Below are 17,462 nucleotides of genomic sequence, written 5' to 3' on the forward strand. Positions count from 1 at the left end.
CATAGGATCGTCACAGGCATTGGGCAGCATGCAGGGGGAGCGGATGGCGAGGACGGTGGGCGGCGTGGTCGTGGACCCGGCGGAGCTGGCCCGGTGGTACGAGCAGGGCGCGGGCGGTTCCGTCCCCGCGTACCAGCGCGTCAAGGAGCTCGTCGAGCGGCAGATCAGGAACGGCCACTGGCAGGAGGACGACGCCCTGCCCTCGGAGAGCCAGTTCGTCGACGCCCTCGGCCTGTCCCGCATGACCGTCAACCGTGCCCTGCGCGAGCTCGCCACCGAGGGTGTCATCCGGCGCGTCATGGGCGTCGGCAGCTTCGTCGCCCAGCGCAAGGCCAGCTCCGCGCTCCTGGAGGTCCACAACATCGCCGACGAGGTGCAGCACCGCGGCCACCGCTACGCCGCCCGTGTGCTCTCCCTGGGCGAGGAGAAGGCCGACGACCGGACAGGCGCGCACCTCGGTCTCGGCACCGGGCAGCCGGTCTTCCGATCGAGGGTGGTGCACTACGAGGACGGGGTGCCGCTCCAGCTGGAGGACCGCTACGTCAACCCGGCCTTCGCCCCCGGTTATCTGGAACAGGACTTCACGCTGCAGACGCCGTACACGTTCCTGTCGAAGGTGGCGCCGCTCGGCCGGGGCGAGCACATCGTGGAGGCGGTCCTGGCCTCGCCCGAGGAATGCGCGATCCTCGGCATCGGGCCGTCCGAGCCGTGCCTGCTGATCTTGCGCCGCACATGGTCGCGGGACGCGCTCGTGAGCCTCGCGCGCCTGCTCCATCCGGGTTCCCGCTACCGCCTCGAGGGCGCGTTCGCCATGCACTGAGGCGGCCCGGATCCGCTGGACGGGCTTCAGACGACGGTCTGCGCCCCCGCGGCCGGAGGTGTGTGTCCCGAGACCGCCGCGGTGAGCCGCGCCGCACCCTGCGTCAGGGCCCGGCGCACCTCTTCGGTGTCGTGCCGGCCGTGGTGGCGGCGCCAGGTGGTGCTGATCGCGGCGACGGGCCGCTCGTTGTGGTCGAACGCGGCCACCCCCATCGAGCAGAAGCCCTGCGACACCAGCTCCACCTCCTGCGACCAGCCGCGCTCCCGCTCCCGGGCCAGCTCGCCGGCCAGTCCCGGCAGGGAGCGCGGCCCCCGGCCGGTGCGGGTGGTCAGATCGCCGGGCCGCGAGAACAGCGCCCGCAGCTGCGCCTCCGAGGTGTGGGCGAGGATGGCGCGGCCGTTGGCCGTCAGATGGGCTGGCAGGCGCACGCCGACATCCGTCACAAGTGCGATGTCGACGTCCCCGGCCCGGATCGGGGGACGCTCCTTGAGCAGGTAGACCGTCTCCGCGCCCTGCAGGATCCCCAGGTGCACGGTCTGGCCGAGGCGGCTCGCGACCGTGCGCAGGATCGGCCGGGCGAGCCGCTCCAGCGGCTCGTGGCGCAGATAGGCCGAGCCCACCTCGAAGGAGGACACACCGAGCCCGTACGCCTGTTCCGACGGGACGTACGTGACGAAGCCGCGGTCGGTCAGCACGGTGAGGATGTGGTAGGCGGACGAGCGCGGAATGCCCAGGTCACGGGCGAGCGTGGCGGCCTGTACGAGGCCGGGCCGGCCGGCGAGGTACACGAGCATGTCCAGGGCTCGCGCGACCGCGGGGGACGCGCTCGACGCCGGTCCGGGCGTCGGCTTGTGTTCACTCATCGGATCACCTCTTGACGCGCACCTGTATAGACAGGAATATACAGGCTCGTTCACTGTCGAGGGCCTTGACGACAGGCCGGTGCCACGAGGCGCATCGCTCTGCCAGGCCCTCCGGCACCTCCTGCGGCACCCGCCCCCCCAGAGGGAGACACTCGTTTGCGCACCGAAAACGCCGGCCTGAGCCGCGGGCTCAACTCACGGCACATCCGCTTCATCGCACTCGGCTCCGCGATCGGCACCGGGCTCTTCTACGGCTCCTCCGCGTCCATCCAGGCGGGCGGCCCCGCGGTCCTGCTCGCCTACCTGATCGGCGGCGCCGCCGTCTTCCTCGTCCTGAGGTCGCTCGGCGAGATGGCCGTGGCGTCCCCCTGCGCCGGCTCCTTCGGCGAGTACGCGAACCGCCACCTCGGGCCGCTCGCCGGCTTCCTCACCGGCTGGACGTACGCCTTCGAGATGGTCATCGTGGCCGTCGCCGACGTCACGGCCATCGGCGTCTACATGGGCTTCTGGTTCCCCGAAGTCCCGCGCTGGATCTGGGTCCTGGCCGCCGTGCTCATCGTGGGCGCGCTCAACCTCGTCAGCGTCAAGGTCTTCGGTGAGCTGGAGTTCTGGCTGTCCCTCGTGAAGATCGTCGCCATCGTCGCGATGATCGTCGTCGGCATCGCCGTGATCGCCTTCGGTCTCGGCAGCGGCCACGCCCACGTCGGCCTGTCCAACCTGTGGAGCAACGGCGGATTCTTCGCGGGCGGCATCGACGGCTTCGTCATCTCCTTCGCCATCGTCATGTTCGCCTTCGGCGGCACCGAGATCATCGGCGTCACGGCCGGCGAGGCGCAGTCCCCGGAGAAGACCATCCCGGGCGCGGTGAACTCCATCCCGCTGCGCATCATCCTCTTCTACGTCCTGACCCTCGCCGTGATCATGTCGATCACCCCGTGGCAGCAGATCAGCGACTCGGGCAGCCCCTTCGTGCAGATCTTCGCCGGAGTGGGCCTCAAGTCCGCGGCCGCCGTTCTCAACGTCGTGGTCCTCACTGCCGCCCTGTCCGCCATCAACAGCGACATCTTCGCCGCGGGCCGCACGATGTACGGCCTCGCCGAGCGCGGGCACGGCCCCGCCGCCATGCGCCGCGTGACCAGCAACGGCGTGCCCTGGGTGACCACCCTCGTCATGATCGGCGCCCTGCTCTTCGGTGTCGTGATGAACGCGGTCGTCCCCGGCGAGATCTTCCTGATCATCGCCTCCATCGCCACGTTCGCGACGGTCTTCGTCTGGGTAATGATCATGCTCACCCACATCAAGGCCCGCAGCTCGATGTCCCCGGAGGAGTCCGCGGCCCTGAAGTTCCCGGCCCCGTTCTGGCCCTACGGCCAGATCATCACCCTCGTCTTCATGACGGCGGTGCTGGTCCTGCTCGGCGTCCACGAGAGCACCCGCGTGGCGCTCGTCGTCGGCGTGGTCTGGCTGGCCCTCCTCACGGTGGTCTACCTCCTTGCGCTCCGCCGCGGGCGGCACCGGCCCACAGTCGGTGATGCCCGGGCCGACGCCCCTGAGGCCACGACCACGGGGGCAGTGGAGCCGGCCGAGATCTCCGGCTGACTTGTCGCGAAGGCCGGCGGGCGCGCGCCGTCGAGGCTACGGCCGCTCGGCTCCCGCTCGCCGCCGCGTCGACTCCCGCTCCAGCAACTTCGCCGGGACCAGGCGGTGTTCGGGGGCCGCACCGGGCTCCGGGGGGTTGCCTATGACGTCCATGAGGAGTTCGGCGGCCTGGCGGCCGATGGATTCCGGGGCGAGGTCCAGGGCGGTCAGTGGGGGGCGGGAGCTGCGGGCGAACTCGCCGTCGGCGCCGACCACGATCTGGACGTCTTCCGGGACGGACAGGCCCAGTTCGCGGCAGACGGCGAGCGTCGCGAAGCCGAACTTCTCCATCACGACGTACAGCGCGTCGGGCCGGTCGGGGCGGGTGAGCAGGCGGCGGGCGGCGGCCGTCGAGTCGGTGCCCGGCTCGGCGTGGTCGAGCAGCACCGGACGGCCGGTGCGCGCGCACCAGTCGCGGTAGGCGCGGGCCGCGTCCTCGTCGTAGGACTGGCCGGTGGAGCCCGTGAGGAGGCCGACGCGCTGCGCGCCGGTCGCCGCCAGGTGGTCCAGGGCGGCCTGGGCGCAGGTGGAGAGTTCGTTGTCCACCCAGGGGAAGGCGTCCTTGCGGGACAGGTCGCGGCCGGTGGTGACGACGGGGACGCCCATCGCGGACAGGCGCGTGAGCAGCGGGTCGTCGGTGAGCGGGTCGATGACGATCGTGCCGTCGAGCGGGAGCGACTCGAAGGGCCGGCCGTCGAGCGAGGGCGGGACGAGGACGAGGGAGTAGTCGCGGTCCATCGCGGTCCAGGTCGCCGCGTTGACGATCTTGACGAAGTACTCGATGTCGGTGATGCCGCCCTCGACGGCGGTGCGGTGCGTGAGGCCGATCAGCCCGGTGCGGGCGCCGCGCAGGCCACGGGCGTTGGGGTTGGCGCGGTAGCCGAGGTCGCGGGCGACGGCGAGGACGCGTTCGCGGGTGTCGGCGCCGACCCGGCCGACGCCGTTGAGCGCGTGCGAGGCGGTGGTGACGGAGACGCCGGCCCGGCGGGCGACCTCGCGCAGACCGCCGCCGCCCGCACCCCGTCGGCCTGGCTTCCGGTCGGCCCCGTGCGGTCCGTGCGACCCGTGCGGCTCTGTGACGTCTGACATGACCGTGAGCTTACAGATTGACTGCCAAAACGTTTAGGCATTACCTTCCGAATCATCGCCAAAACGTTTGGGCAATGGCGCCCGGCTCGATGCCAAAACGTTTAGGCACTCCGCTCACCCCGCAAAGGACGCCTGCCGACCATGGCCGAGGCCACCCGCTCCGCCCCGCCCGCACCCCCCGCGCCCGCCGAATCCCCGAAGACCCCGGAGGGTTCCGCCTCCGTCTTCACGGTCGAGCAGCGCGGCATCGACGCCGTCCCCGACGCCGAACGCCAGGGCGGCCCCAGCCGCCTGTTCGGGCTGTGGGCCGGCACCAACACCACCGTGTTCACCGTGGTCTACGGAGCGCTCGTCGTCTCCTTCGGCCTGTCCTTCTGGTACGCGGTCGCGCTCATCGTCGTCGGCAACATCCTGGGCTTCGCCGTCACCGGCCTCACCAGCCTCCAGGGCCCGCGCACCGGCACCTCCACCCACTCCGTCTCGCGCGCCGCGTTCGGCCCGCGCGGCGGCAAGCTGCCCGCGCTGCTCAGCTGGGTCATGCTCGTCGGCTTCGAGGCCGGAGGCATGGTGCTGATCGTGCTCGCCGGGCTCGCCCTGCTCGACCAGGCCGGCGTCACCGCCGGCACGCCGGTGAAACTGCTGGTCATCGCGGTCGCCGCCGGGCTGCAGATGCTGCTGCCGCTGTCCGGCTACCACCTGATCATGAAGGTCCAGAAGTACTTCGCCTGGATCTTCGCCGCGATGTTCGCCGTCATGGCCGTCCTCGTCTTCCCCAAGGCCGACTTCGGCACCCACGGTGACGCGCCGTCCCTCGTGACGATCTCCCTCGTGCTCGCCATGGTCACCGCGTCCGGCGGCCTGTCCTGGGCCGACATGGGCAGCGACTACTCGCGCTACCTGCCCGCCGACTCCGCGCCCCGCAAGGTCTTCGCCTGCGCCGCGCTCGGCGGCATGGTGCCCAACATCCTGCTCCAGGTCCTCGGCGCCGCCGTCGCCACCGCGACCACGAACGCCGCCGACCCGGTCTCCGGACTCCCGGAGATCCTGCCCGGCTGGTTCACCACCCCGTACCTGCTGCTCGCGATCGTCTCGCTGCTCGCCGTGAACACCACGGACATGTACTCCTCGGGCCTGAACCTGCTCGCCGTCGGCATCCCGATCAAGCGCTGGATGGTCGTCTTCGTCGACCTCACGCTGTGCACGGCCATCACCCTGTGGGCCGTCTTCTCCGCCGACTTCTACACGCTGCTCTCGAACTTCCTCAGCCTCATCGTGCTGTGGCTCGGCCCCTGGGCCGCCGTCTACCTCACCGACTGGGCGCTGCGCCGCGGCCGCTACCACGTGCCGTCCCTCTTCCCGAAGGAGAGCGGCAGCGAGGGCATCTACTGGCACAAGGGCGGCGTCCGCCCCGCCGGTCTGATCGCCGTCCTGCTCGGTTTCGCGGCCGCCGTTCTCTGGGTCGACTCGACCGTCTTCACCGGACCGCTGTCCGACGCCGCCGGCGGCCTGGACCTGTCCGTCTTCGCGGGCGCCTTCGTCGCCGGCGTCACCTACTGGCTGCTGGCCCGGCGCACCGTGCGCGCCGAGGCCGAGCTGACCGCCACCCTCTGAACCACCCCGACTCCCTCACCCCGTACGTCTTCTCCTGGAGCCGAACCACCATGAACCAGCCCAGCCTCCGCCAGCTCATCGATGCCGGTGAGGGAGTCGTCAAGGCCGACCGGATCATCCGCGGCGGGCAACTCGTCAACGTCTGCACCGGCGAGATCTACCCGGCCGACGTCGCCATCACCGGCGACCGCATCGCCGCCACCGGCGACGTCGCCGCGTACGAGGGCCCGGACACGGAGATCGTCGACGCGACCGGCAAGTACCTCACCCCGGGTCTCATCGACGGCCATCTTCACCTGGAGTGCTCCAAGCTGTCGGTGACGATGTTCGCCGACGCCGCCGTCCGCTACGGCACCACCTCGGTGATCTCCGGGCTCGACCAGTTCCTCGTCGTCGCCGGGCTCGACGGGGTGCGCGAGGCGCTGCGCGAGGCCGACGCGTCGCCGATGAAGATCTTCTGGGGCGCGCCGTTCAAGACCCCGTACACGCTGCCCGAGACGACGGTCGGCTTCTCCTTCGGGCCCGACGAGCACGCCGAGACCCAGGAGTGGGCGGAGTGCTTCGGTGTGTGGGAGACCGTCGCCGAGTTCGTCCTCAACCGTGACGAGAAGGTGCTGCGAGCCCTCGAGCTCGCCCACCGCAACCGCCTGCCGATCTTCGGCTGCGCCCCGATGGCCGCCCCCACCACCATCAACGCACTGTCCGCCGCCGGTGTCCGCCTCGACCACGAGAGCTACACCGCCGAGGAGGCCCTGCTGAAGCTCCGGGCCGGCATGTCGCTGCTGATCCGTGAGTCGTCCGTCGCGCACTTCATGAACGAGAACGTGCGCACCGTCACCGAGTTCGGCGCCCAGTCCCGCCGCGTCGGCTTCTGCACCGACGACATGCACGTCGCCGACATCCTGCGCGAGGGCCACCTCGACAAGCTGGTCCGCATGGCGATCAAGGCGGGCGTGAAGCCTGTCGAGGCGATCCAGATGGCCACCCTCAACTGCGCCGAGATGTACCGCATCGACCACCTCGTCGGCTCGATCACGCCCGGCCGCTACGCCGACGTGCTCATCGTCGACTCTCCCGAGTCCTTCCAGGTCGAGCGGGTCTTCGCGCGCGGCGAACTGGTCGCCGAGGGCGGCCGCACGCTCGACGCCCCCGTGGCCCCCGAGCGCTCCGCCGCCCTGTCCCCGGCCTTCCAGGTCGCCCCCGTCACCGCCGACGGCATCGGCGTGCGCGCCGAGGGCGACAGCGCGGACGTGCTCGTCGTCGAGATGGACCGCACCGTTCCGTTCGTCCGCAAGGGCGTGCCGATGACGCTGCCCGTCGTCGACGGCACGGTCCGCGCCGACACCGACCGCGACGCCCTCTACGTCACGGTCTCCGAGCGCTACGGCAAGAACGACGGCGCCACCGTCACCGCGATGATCAACGGCTTCGGGCTGCGCTCCGGTGCCATCGCCTCCTCCGCCGCGCCCGACGACAACAACATCATCTGTGTCGGCGCCGACCGTGCCGACATCGCACTCGCCGTCAACCACCTCTCCGAGCACGGCGGCGGCCAGGTCGTCGTCGAGAACGGCGAGATCAAGGAGTTCCTGCCGCTGCCCGTGGCCGGCATCGTCGCCGACCTCGCGCCCGAGGAGATGGCCGCCGCCGAGGACCGGCTGGAGGCCGCCGCCCGCGCGCTCGGCTGCGAACTCCCGTCCGCCTTCGGCTTCCTGATCTTCCTGGAGATCACCGCGATCCCCGAGTACGCCGTCACCGACCTCGGCGTCGTCAACTACCACACGCAGGACGTCGTCGACATCCTCGACCCGGCCGCCGCCCCGGTCGCCGACTGACGTACAGAACTCAGGAGTTGAGGAGAATCATGACCACGAACGTCGACGCTTTCATCGCCGGACTGCCCAAGTGCGAGCTGCACCTGCACATCGAGGGCACCCTTGAGCCCGGCCTCAAGTTCGCGCTCGCCGAGCGCAACGGCGTCGAGCTGCCGTACGCCGACGAGGCCGCGCTGCAGGCCGCGTACGACTTCGACGACCTGCCCGGATTCCTCGCCGTCTACTACGAGGGCATGTCCGTCCTCCGTACCGAGCAGGACTTCTACGACCTCGCGGCGGCCTACGCGGCCAAGGCCCACTCCCAGAACGTGCGTTACGCGGAGATCTTCTTCGACCCGCAGGCGCACACCGCGCGCGGTGTCGCCTTCGACACCGTGATCCGCGGCCTGACCCGCGCCCTGGACGACGCGGAGCGCGCGACCGGCTTCACCGGCCGGCTCGTCATGTGCTTCCTGCGCGACTTCCAGGCCGAGTTCGCGATGACGACCCTGGTGCAGTCCCTGCCGTACAAGGACTGGATCGTGGGCGTCGGCCTCGACTCGGACGAGGCGGGCAACCCGCCGGTCAAGTTCCGCGAGGTGTTCGCTCGGGCCCGGGCCGAGGGCTACCGACTGACGATGCACTGCGACGTGGACCAGAAGAACTCCACCGAGCACATCCGTCAGGTGATCGAGGAGATCGGTGTCGACCGCATCGACCACGGCGTCAACGCCCTGGAGGAGCCGGCGCTGATCGCCGCCATCCGCGAGAAGGGCCTCGGCCTCACGGTCTGCCCGATCTCCAACTCGCACGTCACGGACGGCCTGAAGGCCGCCGAGATCCGCGCCCTGCTCGACCAGGGCGTCAAGGTCACGGTCAACTCCGACGACCCGGCCTACTTCCCGGGCTACGTCGCCGAGAACCTGGCCGCCCTGCGCCCGGCCCCGGCGTCCCTCACGGACGCCGACCTGGTCCGCCTCCAGCGCAACGCGATCGACATCTCCTGGGCGGCCCCGGCGATCCGCGACCGCTTCCTGGCGGAACTCGACGCGTACGCGAACCGCTAGGACAGACACGGCAGTTCACATCGAGACCCCGGCAAGGACCTGCCGGGGTCTCGGCGTCGCCGGAACCTTCGTGGTCGCCGCCGCGTAGCCGTCCAGAGCGGTGCGCCACTGCCCGTGCCCGGCCGCGCCCCTGCCCCAGGACGCGGCCGCCTCGATCCGGGACGACTGCGGCGCAGACCGCTCGCCGGCCACCTCCCGCCACAGCGCAAGCGCCTCCTCCGTGTGCTCGTCGCCCAGATCCAGCAGAGCGGCGGCGAGGTTGAGTACGGCGAGAGTGTGCACGGGGTCGTACGGCGGTGTGGCCTCGCGCGCCTGCCGGAACAGGGCGACAGCCTGCTCGCCGTCCGCGCGCTGCAACGTGGCCCGGAAGCGGGCATGGGCGCTGTTGCCCCAGTTGTCGAGGTAGCCGCCTCGCTGCGGCCGGTGCTGCCCGATGGCCCCGCACGGCCAGCCGGTGGGCTTTCGCCGCCTCCGCCAGGTCTGCCGAGTCGTCGTCACCGGACTCGCGCACCAGCGAGCTCAGGCCCTACTCGATCTCCCGTGGCAGCCGCGGCCTGCGTCCGGATTCCAGGTGGGCGTTGCCGAAGCTGACGGGAAGCGGGTCGGGGCCGCCCTCATGCCGGTACAGGAGTACGTTTCCCAGGTTGGACGCGTACATCGCACGCTGGGGATGCTCCGGCGTCGTCAGGCGCAGCGCCTCGCGGTGCGAGTCCACGGCCGCGTCGAGATGGATGCGTTCCCCGGTCGCGTCCGCGAGGGCACGGAGCACGGTTCCGTGCCGTCCGCGAGAGCGCGGAGCACGGTTCCGTGGGTGTTGAAGCTGTTCGGACGGGGCCGGCCCCGTTCACGCTCCACCCGCAGCGTGCTCTCGATCGCGGCCACCGCGTCGTCGAGGTCCTGGACGTCGTCACTGAGCAGGTGGCGGGCGTGCAGCACTCTGCTCAGGCCCGACAGCGCCAGCGGCCGGTTGACGTGCTTGGGCCCTGCGGTCTTCACCGCGGCGGTCGTCGACGCGACGGCCTCGCGCAGGAGATCGGGTCGTCGCGTGACTTCGAACTGTCTGAGCAGTGCCAGGTCAGGCGCCTCTTTCCGTACCCCTGGAAGAGCGCGGACTTCCCGGCCGAGTACGACACCAGGGGGTTCTTCGTACCGGGCAGACGATTTCAGCAGGCATATTCGCGTGAATCCGCCATTTTGACTGCCGGCCGGTCGGTGGGGGCAACCGTCGCCCGGTCCGAGGCGCTTCATCGGCAGCCCCCGGAAAAACCGTCAGGCCCGTTCTAGATCTGTCGTGCACCCCAACCAGCCAATCCCCAACTGGCCGCAGAGTAAAGGAAGTTGCAACAGTCCAGGTGAACGATGCCTCGTCGGAAAAGAATTCAGCCGTTTCCCTCCGGCCATGCCTTCCACTCGCGACCGACGGGGTCGAAAAAGACGGTTGCCGATCACTCACTCGCACCTTGACCGGTGAGTAACCACGCCACTACCTTTCAATCCGCTTCGAACACACGCTTCATATCGGCGTTCCGCGGTGGGCCTTTCCCTGCAGGAAGCCGGTGAGCCGCCGTGTCTGTTTCTGTACAGAACCCCCCACCGTGCAGTCTCACCCTTGATTCGGAGAATGATGAACTCCGCTGTGCGTTCCGAAGAAATGATCATCGGTATTACTCCGTACGGTGAGCCCGATGCCGGGCTCACCGTGGCGGTCGGCCGGGCCGGCGGTCTTGGTGTGCTCGACCTCGGGGCCGGCGACCGGAGATCCCGCGAGGCCCTCGCTCAACTGCGGCGCACGGCTTCGGGCAGGTTCGGCGTCAGGGTCGATGCGCACTGCCGGCTCACCCCGGCCGACCTGGCTCCGGACGGTCCGCACACCGTGGTTCTCGCGGTCGCGGCGGCGGCCGGGGAAGCAGGCGCGGCCTGGACGATCGCCGGGCTCGCGGCGCGCTTCCGCGTCCTCGTCGAGGTCACCGACCTGGAGGGCGCACGGGACGCGATACGCGCCGGGGCGCACGGCCTGATCGCTCGCGGCACCGAGTGCGGCGGCCGGATCGGCGAGTTGAGCACCTTCGTCCTGCTCCAGCGACTCCTCGCCGCGCCCGAGGTGACCCGGCCCGTGTGGGCGTGCGGCGGCATCGGCCCTCGAACGGCCGCCGCCGCGGTGGCCGGCGGAGCGGCCGGCGTCGTCCTCGACGGCCAACTCGCGCTGCTCGCCGAGTCGGCGCTGCCCGAACCTGTTGCCGCGGTGCTGCGCACCAGCGACGGCTCGGAAACCGTCGTCCGGGCCGGTCACCGATTCCTGCTGCGGCGAGGCCCGGACGCCCCGCGCCTCGCCGAGGGCGCCGGACCGCAGGAGGTGGCGGCGCTTCTGGGCGGGCGGGATCCGCGTACCCAACTGCTCCCGGTGGGCCAGGACGGCTTCCTCGCCACCCTGTTCGCGGAGCGGTGGGGCGATGTGCGCCGAACGGTGCGCGCGCTGCGGGAAGCGGTGCTGGGCGCCGTCCGGGACGACACGGCAGCTCGGGCGCTGCGGCCCGGATCGCCCATGAGCCTGGCGCTCGGCACCCGGCTCCCCGTCGCCCAGGGGCCGATGACAAGGGTGAGCGACGGACCCGCTTTCGCCGCGGCGGTGGCAGCGGACGGAGCACTTCCCTTCCTCGCCCTGGCGCTGGCGGACGGCACGCGGACGCGGACGATGCTGACCGCGACCCGGGACGCGGTGGCCGGCCGGCCGTGGGGCGTGGGAGTCCTCGGCTTCGCGCCGGAGGACGTGCGTACGGCCCAGCTGGAGGCCGTACGGGAGATGCGGCCGACCCACGCGATCATCGCCGGTGGGCGGCCGTCCCAGGCGCAGGCCCTGGAGCAGGACGGTATCCGGACGTTTCTGCACGTGCCCTCACCGGGGTTGTTGCGGCAGTTCCTTCAGGCCGGGGCGCGCCGGTTCGTGTTCGAGGGCTCGGAGTGCGGCGGGCATGTGGGGCCGCGCGGAAGTTTCGCGCTCTGGGAGGCGCAACTGGCCGTCCTGGAGGATTTCCTGGAGAGTCACGAGGCCGCGGACCTCGAGGTGTTCTTCGCGGGCGGCGTGCACGACGAGCGGTCGGCGGCGATGGCCGCCGCTCTGGCCGCGCCGCTGACCGCGCGCGGCGCGGCCGTCGGTGTGCTGATGGGTACCGCATATCTGTTCACCGAGGAGGCCGTTTCCCGCGGGGCGGTCCGGCCGCTCTTCCAGCAGCAGGTCCTGGAGGCCGAGTGCACCACGCTGCTGGAGTCGGCGCCGGGCCACGCGACGCGGTGCGTGCCGAGCCCGTTCACCGCCGGCTACCGCGACCAGGAGGCCCGGCTCCGTGCCGAGGGCGTGCCGGACCGGCGGATCTGGGAGGAGCTGGAGAGGCTCAACGTCGGCCGGCTGCGCATCGCCAGCAAGGGCGTCGACCGATCCGCCGACGGCTGCCTCTCTCCGGTCGACGAGCGGCGCCAGCTCGCCGAGGGAATGTTCATGGCCGGCGAGGTGGCCGTGCTGCGCTCGGCGACCACGACCGTCGCGGCACTGCACGAGTCGGTGACCACGGGCGCCGCCGAGCATCTCGCCCTGCGGACGGCGCAGTCGGCCCCGGCGAACGAGGTGCGGGAGCCGGCCGCGCCCGCTCCGCTGGACGTCGCCGTGGTCGGCATGGCGTGCATGTTCCCGCAGGCGCCCGACCTGCCCGCCTTCTGGGCGAATGTGGTCGCCGGAGTGGACGCGGTGAGCGAGGTCCCGCCCGAGCGGTGGGACCCGGCCGTCCACCATGGCGAGTCGACCCCCTCCAAGTGGGGCGGCTTCCTGCCCCGCATCCCCTTCGACCCGCTGCGCTACGGCATCCCGCCGACGTCTCTCGGCAGCACCGAACCGGTGCAGCTGCTGTCCCTGGAGGCCGCCCGGCGCGCTCTGGAGGACGCCGGATACGGCGACGGGGGACGGGAGTTCGACCGCTCACGAACTTCCGTGGTGTTCGGAGCCGAGGCGGGCAGCGATCTGTCGAACGCGGCCACGCTGCGGGCGGTGCTGCCCTCGTACTACGGCCGCGTCCCCACGGGTCTGGACGACCAGCTCCCGGGACTCACCGAGGACTCCTTTCCCGGCATGCTCGCCAACGTCATCTCGGGCAGGATCGCCAACCGGCTCGATCTCGGCGGCGCCAACTACACCGTCGACGCCGCCTGCGCCTCGTCACTGGCCGCAGTGGACGTCGCCTGCAAGGAGCTGGCCGGCGGCACCTCCGACGTGGTGCTGTGCGGCGGCGCCGACCTGCACAACGGCATCAACGACTATGTCCTGTTCTCCTCCGTGCACGCCCTGTCTCCCACCGGCCGCTCACGTGCCTTCGACGGCTCGGCGGACGGCATCGCGCTCGGCGAGGGCATCGCCTGCGTCGTCCTCAAGCGGCTCGCGGACGCCGAGCGGGACGGCGACCGGATCTACGGCGTCATCAAGGGCCTGGGCTCCTCCAGCGACGGCCGCTCACTCGGTCTGACCGCGCCGAGGCCCGAGGGCCAGCGCTCGGCTCTGGAGCGCGCCTATCGCAACGCCGGCGTCTCACCGGCGGACGTCGGTCTCGTCGAGGCACACGGCACCGGGACGGTCGTCGGCGACCGCACCGAACTGCGCATCCTCAGCGAGGTGTTCACCGAGGCCGGGGCGGAACCGGGCGGCTGTGCACTCGGTTCGGTGAAGTCGCAGATCGGCCACACCAAGTGCGCCGCCGGTCTCGCCGGAATGATCAAAACGCTGCTGGCGCTGTACACCGGCGTCCGGCCGCCCACCCTGCATGTCGAGAATCCCAACCCGGCCTGGGAGGCGGACACCAGCCCCTTCGCCTTCCACGCCGAGGCCCGGCCATGGGCGGCGCCCGCGGAGGAACGGATCGCCGGAGTGAGCGCGTTCGGCTTCGGCGGGACCAACTTCCACGTGGTGCTGGCCGCCCACGCCGGTGGCGTACCGCCCGTGCGGGGACTGGACGCCTGGCCGGCCGAACTGTTCGTGTTCCGCGGACGGGACGAGGCCGCGGCCCGCCGGGCGATGGAGGAGCTCCTCGCAGCCGCTCAGCCCGAGGGCCGGTCGTGGCGGCTTCAGGACCTCGCGCTGAGCGCGGCCCGGCGGTCGGACGCGAGCGCGGACCCGGCCCGGGTCGCCATTGTGGCGACGGACGTGGACGACCTGGTCGAGAAGGTGCGGCGGGCCCTGGCCGACCCCGCCGACCCCGCTCCGGCACGCGGCATCCACCGGGCCGGCATCGGCGAATCGGACGGCGCCAAGGTGGCCTTTCTCTTCCCCGGCCAGGGCAGCCAGCGCACCGGCATGCTCGCCGACCTGTTCGTCGCCTTCCCCGAGCTCCGCCCCTATCTGGAACTCGCCCGCGCCCACGCCGACACCCTGTATCCCCCCGCCGCCTTCGACGACACCGAACGCGAGAGGCAACGGGCCGCGCTGACCGACACCCGGGTGGCACAGCCCGCCCTCGGCGTCACGGGACTCGCCGCGCACGCCGTGCTCACCGCGGCCGGCGTGCAGCCGGACATGGCCGCCGGGCACAGCTACGGCGAGCTGGTGGCACTGTGCGCGGCCGGCGCACTGACCCCGGAGACGCTGCTGGAGCTGAGCGCGGAGCGAGCGGCGGCGATTCTTCGGGCCGCCCAGTCCGCCCGGGGCGACGCGGGCGACCCCGGGACCATGGCCGCGGTCTCGGCCGGCGCCGAGGACGTGGCACAGGCGCTCAAGGCGGCGTCCGTGCCGGACAGTGTGGTCGTCGCCAACCGCAACTCGCCCGGCCAGACGGTGATCTCGGGACCGACGGACGCCGTCGACGAGGCCGTCCGGCTGCTGCGCGACGCCGGCCACGGTGCCAAGCGCATCCCCGTCGCCTGCGCGTTCCACAGTCCGCTGGTCGCCGCCGCTTCCGACCGGTTCGCCGAGGCGCTCGCGGCCCGGCCGGTGCACGCGCCCGAATTCCCCGTGTGGTCCAACCGCACGGCCACCCCGTACGCCGCCGACGGTGACGCGGTACGGGCCGAACTCGCGGCCCAGATCGGTGCCCCGGTCGCCTTCGTCGAGCAGATCGAGGCGATGTACGAGGCAGGAGCCCGCATCTTCGTCGAAGCCGGCCCCGGCACGGTCCTGACCCGGCTGGTCGGGCAGATCCTCGGCGACCGCCCGCACCGCACGGTGGCCTGCGAACCCCGGCCGGGCAGCGGCCTGCGCGGCTGGCTCGACGCCTTGGCCGAGCTCGCCGTCGCGGGGCTGCCGGTGCGGGCCGGGTGGCTGCTGCGCGGCCGGAACGCGGTGGACGCGGCACGTACCCCGGCGCCGAAGCTCCCCGGATGGACGGTCGACGGACAACTGGTCCGCACCGCCGACGGCGCCCTCCTCACCGGTGCGCTCGCACCGGCCCGACGAGTCACGGAGACCCTGGAGACGACTGTGACGACGAATTCCCCGCACAGCGCACCGTCCGACCAGGACACGCTCATCTCCGAATTCCTGCGCACCAGCCGGGAGATGATCGCCGCCCAACGGGACGTTCTGCTCACCTACCTCGGATCCGCCCCGGGCGCGCGGCCCGTACCGTCCCCGGCGGCCCCGCAGGTGATCCAGGCCGTGCCACAGCTTCCCCCGGCGCAGCCGCCGATGAAGGACCCGGAACGGGGCACGCCGGCCACCGCCGTGGAGCCGGTAGCCGCGCAGCCCGCCGGTCCGGCCGATGTCCAGCGGGTCGTTCTGGAAATCATCAGCGAGCGCACCGGCTACCCCGTCGACATGATCGAGCCCGACCTCGACCTGGAGGCGGACCTCAGCATCGACTCCATCAAGCGGGCGGAGATCGCGGGCGAACTGGCCCGGCGCCTGGGTGCCGGGGCCGGCACCGACCTCGCCGCGCTGGACGACGACGCGCTGGAGGAGCTGGCGAAGGCGCGGACGGCCGCCGCGGTGACCGACTGGCTGACCGCGCGGACGGGCGGACCGGCCGAGCGGCCCGCCGCCCCGGCGGAGGCGGAGCCCGCTCCGGCGGTGCTGGAGCCCGGACCGGACGCGGCCACCGCCGAACCCCCCGGACGGCACCTCCTGCGCCCGGTCCTCCTCGACGAGCGGGCCGACGCCGGCACCGATCCGTCGTCCGTTCTCACGGGCACCCGCTGGATCCTGCTCGGCGACGCCCCCGAGGTCGCCGCCGGCCTGGCGTCCCACGGCGCCGAGGTCTGCGCACGGGCCCGGGACCACGTCCTGACGGAGACGGACGGACCGGTGGACGGCGTGCTGTGGTCAGGGGCCCTCGCGGGCACCGACGAAATGCCCTTGCTGCCCGCCTCGTTCCCCGTGCTGAAGGCCGCCCTCGCACGCGCCCCTCGATGGCTGCTGGCCGTCCGGCCCGCCGACGGTGAGGTGCCCGACCCCCGGACCGCGGGGCTGCGAGGGCTGTTCCGGACCGTGGCGCGCGAGTACCCACAGACGGTGGCCCGGATCATCGAGGTTTCCGATTCCTCGCCGTCCGCGCTCGCGGACGCCGTGGTCGCCGAGGCCGTCGCGTCGGACCGGACACCGGTCGTGCTGCGGACGGCGGCAGGCCGGCACGGGTTCGAACTGGTGGCGGCGCCGCTCGGCGTGCTCGGCAGCACGGGCGCCGGACCGGCCGGGGCGGGCACCCCGGAAGCCACCGCGCTCGGCCTGGACCAGGACTCCGTGGTGCTGCTGACCGGAGGGGCACGAGGCATCACCGCACAGTTCGCCGCCGTGCTCGCCGGCGCCGCACGCTGCCGTCTGGAACTCCTCGGCCGCACCCCCGCCCCGGACGGTCCGGAGGCCGCGGACACCGCGTCCGCGCGTACCCCGGCCGAGCTGCGCGCCGCGCTCGCCTCCCGCGGCGGACTGAAGCCGGCCGAGATCAACAGCGCCGCCGAGCTGCTGCTCGCCCAACGGGAGATCACGGCCACCCTGACCGAGATCACCGCCTCGGGCGGCCGGGCCCGCTACCGGACGGTCGACTTCCGCGAACCGGACGCGGTACTGCAGGCGGTGAAGGAGATCCATGCCGAGCACGGCCGGCTCGACGGCGTGGTGCACGCGGCCGGTGTGATCGAGGACCGGCTCATCGCCGAGAAGAGCACTGAGTCCTTCCGACGGGTCTACGCCACGAAGGCGACCGGAGCCGACGCCCTGCTCACCGCGTTGGAGGAACTGCCCGCACCGCCCGCGTTCACCGTGCTGTTCGGCTCGATATCGGCCGTCCTGGGCAATCGCGGCCAGGTGGACTACGCGGCCGCCAACGACGCGCTGGAGACCCTCGGCGCGGCGTTCGCCGCCCGCACCGGACGGCGGGCAGTGACCGTGCACTGGGGTCCCTGGGCACCCTCGGCCGGTCACAGCGGCATGATCGGGGCCGAGCTGGCCCGGGAGTACGCCCGGCGCGGCATCCGGCTGATCGACCCGGAGGAGGGGACCGCGGCGCTGCTGCGGGAGCTCGCCTGGGGCGAGGAGTCCGCCACCGCCGTCGTCTACACCGCCTCGGGCTGGTGACGGTCGTGGTGGCGCCGC

General features: G+C 72.0%; 10 protein-coding genes. 6 read left to right on the forward strand and 4 right to left on the reverse strand.

What is annotated here, in order from left to right:
* Positions 1 to 43: 43 nt before the first annotated feature.
* Entirely contained in the window at positions 44 to 820 is a 777-nt protein-coding gene (hutC, locus tag ACFYY7_RS12855; protein ID WP_388660678.1) for a histidine utilization repressor, read from the forward strand.
* A gap of 26 nt (positions 821 to 846) precedes the next feature.
* Here hutC and ACFYY7_RS12860 read toward each other — a convergent pair whose 3' ends face one another.
* Entirely contained in the window at positions 847 to 1,683 is an 837-nt protein-coding gene (locus ACFYY7_RS12860) for an IclR family transcriptional regulator (RefSeq protein WP_388660681.1), read from the reverse strand.
* A 156-nt stretch (positions 1,684 to 1,839) separates the two neighbouring features.
* Here ACFYY7_RS12860 and ACFYY7_RS12865 point away from each other — a divergent pair, with 156 nt between their 5' ends.
* Positions 1,840 to 3,282 carry an amino acid permease gene (locus ACFYY7_RS12865; RefSeq protein ID WP_388660684.1) on the forward strand — a complete coding sequence of 481 codons (1,443 nt, stop codon included), beginning with the start codon at positions 1,840 to 1,842 and terminating at the stop codon, positions 3,280 to 3,282.
* A 36-nt stretch (positions 3,283 to 3,318) separates the two neighbouring features.
* Here ACFYY7_RS12865 and ACFYY7_RS12870 read toward each other — a convergent pair whose 3' ends face one another.
* Positions 3,319 to 4,410, reverse strand: coding sequence for a LacI family DNA-binding transcriptional regulator (locus ACFYY7_RS12870; RefSeq protein WP_388660687.1), 1,092 nt, complete (start codon positions 4,408 to 4,410; stop codon positions 3,319 to 3,321).
* A gap of 141 nt (positions 4,411 to 4,551) precedes the next feature.
* Here ACFYY7_RS12870 and ACFYY7_RS12875 point away from each other — a divergent pair, with 141 nt between their 5' ends.
* Genes ACFYY7_RS12875 through add form a run of 3 tightly spaced genes read left to right on the forward strand, consistent with a single transcriptional unit; the run spans position 4,552 to position 8,902 of the window.
* On the forward strand, positions 4,552 to 6,021 hold the full coding sequence (locus ACFYY7_RS12875; RefSeq protein WP_388660690.1) for a purine-cytosine permease family protein: 1,470 nt from the start codon (positions 4,552 to 4,554) through the stop codon (positions 6,019 to 6,021).
* A 50-nt stretch (positions 6,022 to 6,071) separates the two neighbouring features.
* On the forward strand, positions 6,072 to 7,856 hold the full coding sequence (locus ACFYY7_RS12880) for an adenine deaminase C-terminal domain-containing protein (RefSeq protein WP_388660693.1): 1,785 nt from the start codon (positions 6,072 to 6,074) through the stop codon (positions 7,854 to 7,856).
* 29 nt (positions 7,857 to 7,885) lie between these two features.
* Positions 7,886 to 8,902, forward strand: a complete 1,017-nt coding sequence (gene add / locus ACFYY7_RS12885) for an adenosine deaminase (RefSeq protein WP_388660695.1) — start codon at positions 7,886 to 7,888, stop codon at positions 8,900 to 8,902.
* Positions 8,903 to 8,917: 15 nt separating this feature from the next.
* On the opposite strand, the gene ACFYY7_RS12890 is transcribed toward add, so the two are convergent.
* Both ACFYY7_RS12890 and ACFYY7_RS12895 read right to left on the reverse strand, forming a co-directional pair.
* Positions 8,918 to 9,400, reverse strand: a complete 483-nt coding sequence (locus ACFYY7_RS12890) for a hypothetical protein (protein WP_388660698.1) — start codon at positions 9,398 to 9,400, stop codon at positions 8,918 to 8,920.
* 28 nt (positions 9,401 to 9,428) lie between these two features.
* On the reverse strand, positions 9,429 to 9,671 hold the full coding sequence (locus ACFYY7_RS12895) for a hypothetical protein (RefSeq protein WP_388660701.1): 243 nt from the start codon (positions 9,669 to 9,671) through the stop codon (positions 9,429 to 9,431).
* 855 nt (positions 9,672 to 10,526) lie between these two features.
* Here ACFYY7_RS12895 and ACFYY7_RS12900 point away from each other — a divergent pair.
* Positions 10,527 to 17,444: an SDR family oxidoreductase gene (locus ACFYY7_RS12900; RefSeq protein WP_388661109.1), complete on the forward strand. Its 6,918-nt coding sequence runs from the start codon at positions 10,527 to 10,529 to the stop codon at positions 17,442 to 17,444.
* The last annotated feature ends 18 nt before the right edge of the window (positions 17,445 to 17,462 follow it).

This window comes from Streptomyces sp. NPDC001933, from assembly GCF_042890955.1.
Lineage (GTDB): Bacteria > Actinomycetota > Actinomycetes > Streptomycetales > Streptomycetaceae > Streptomyces.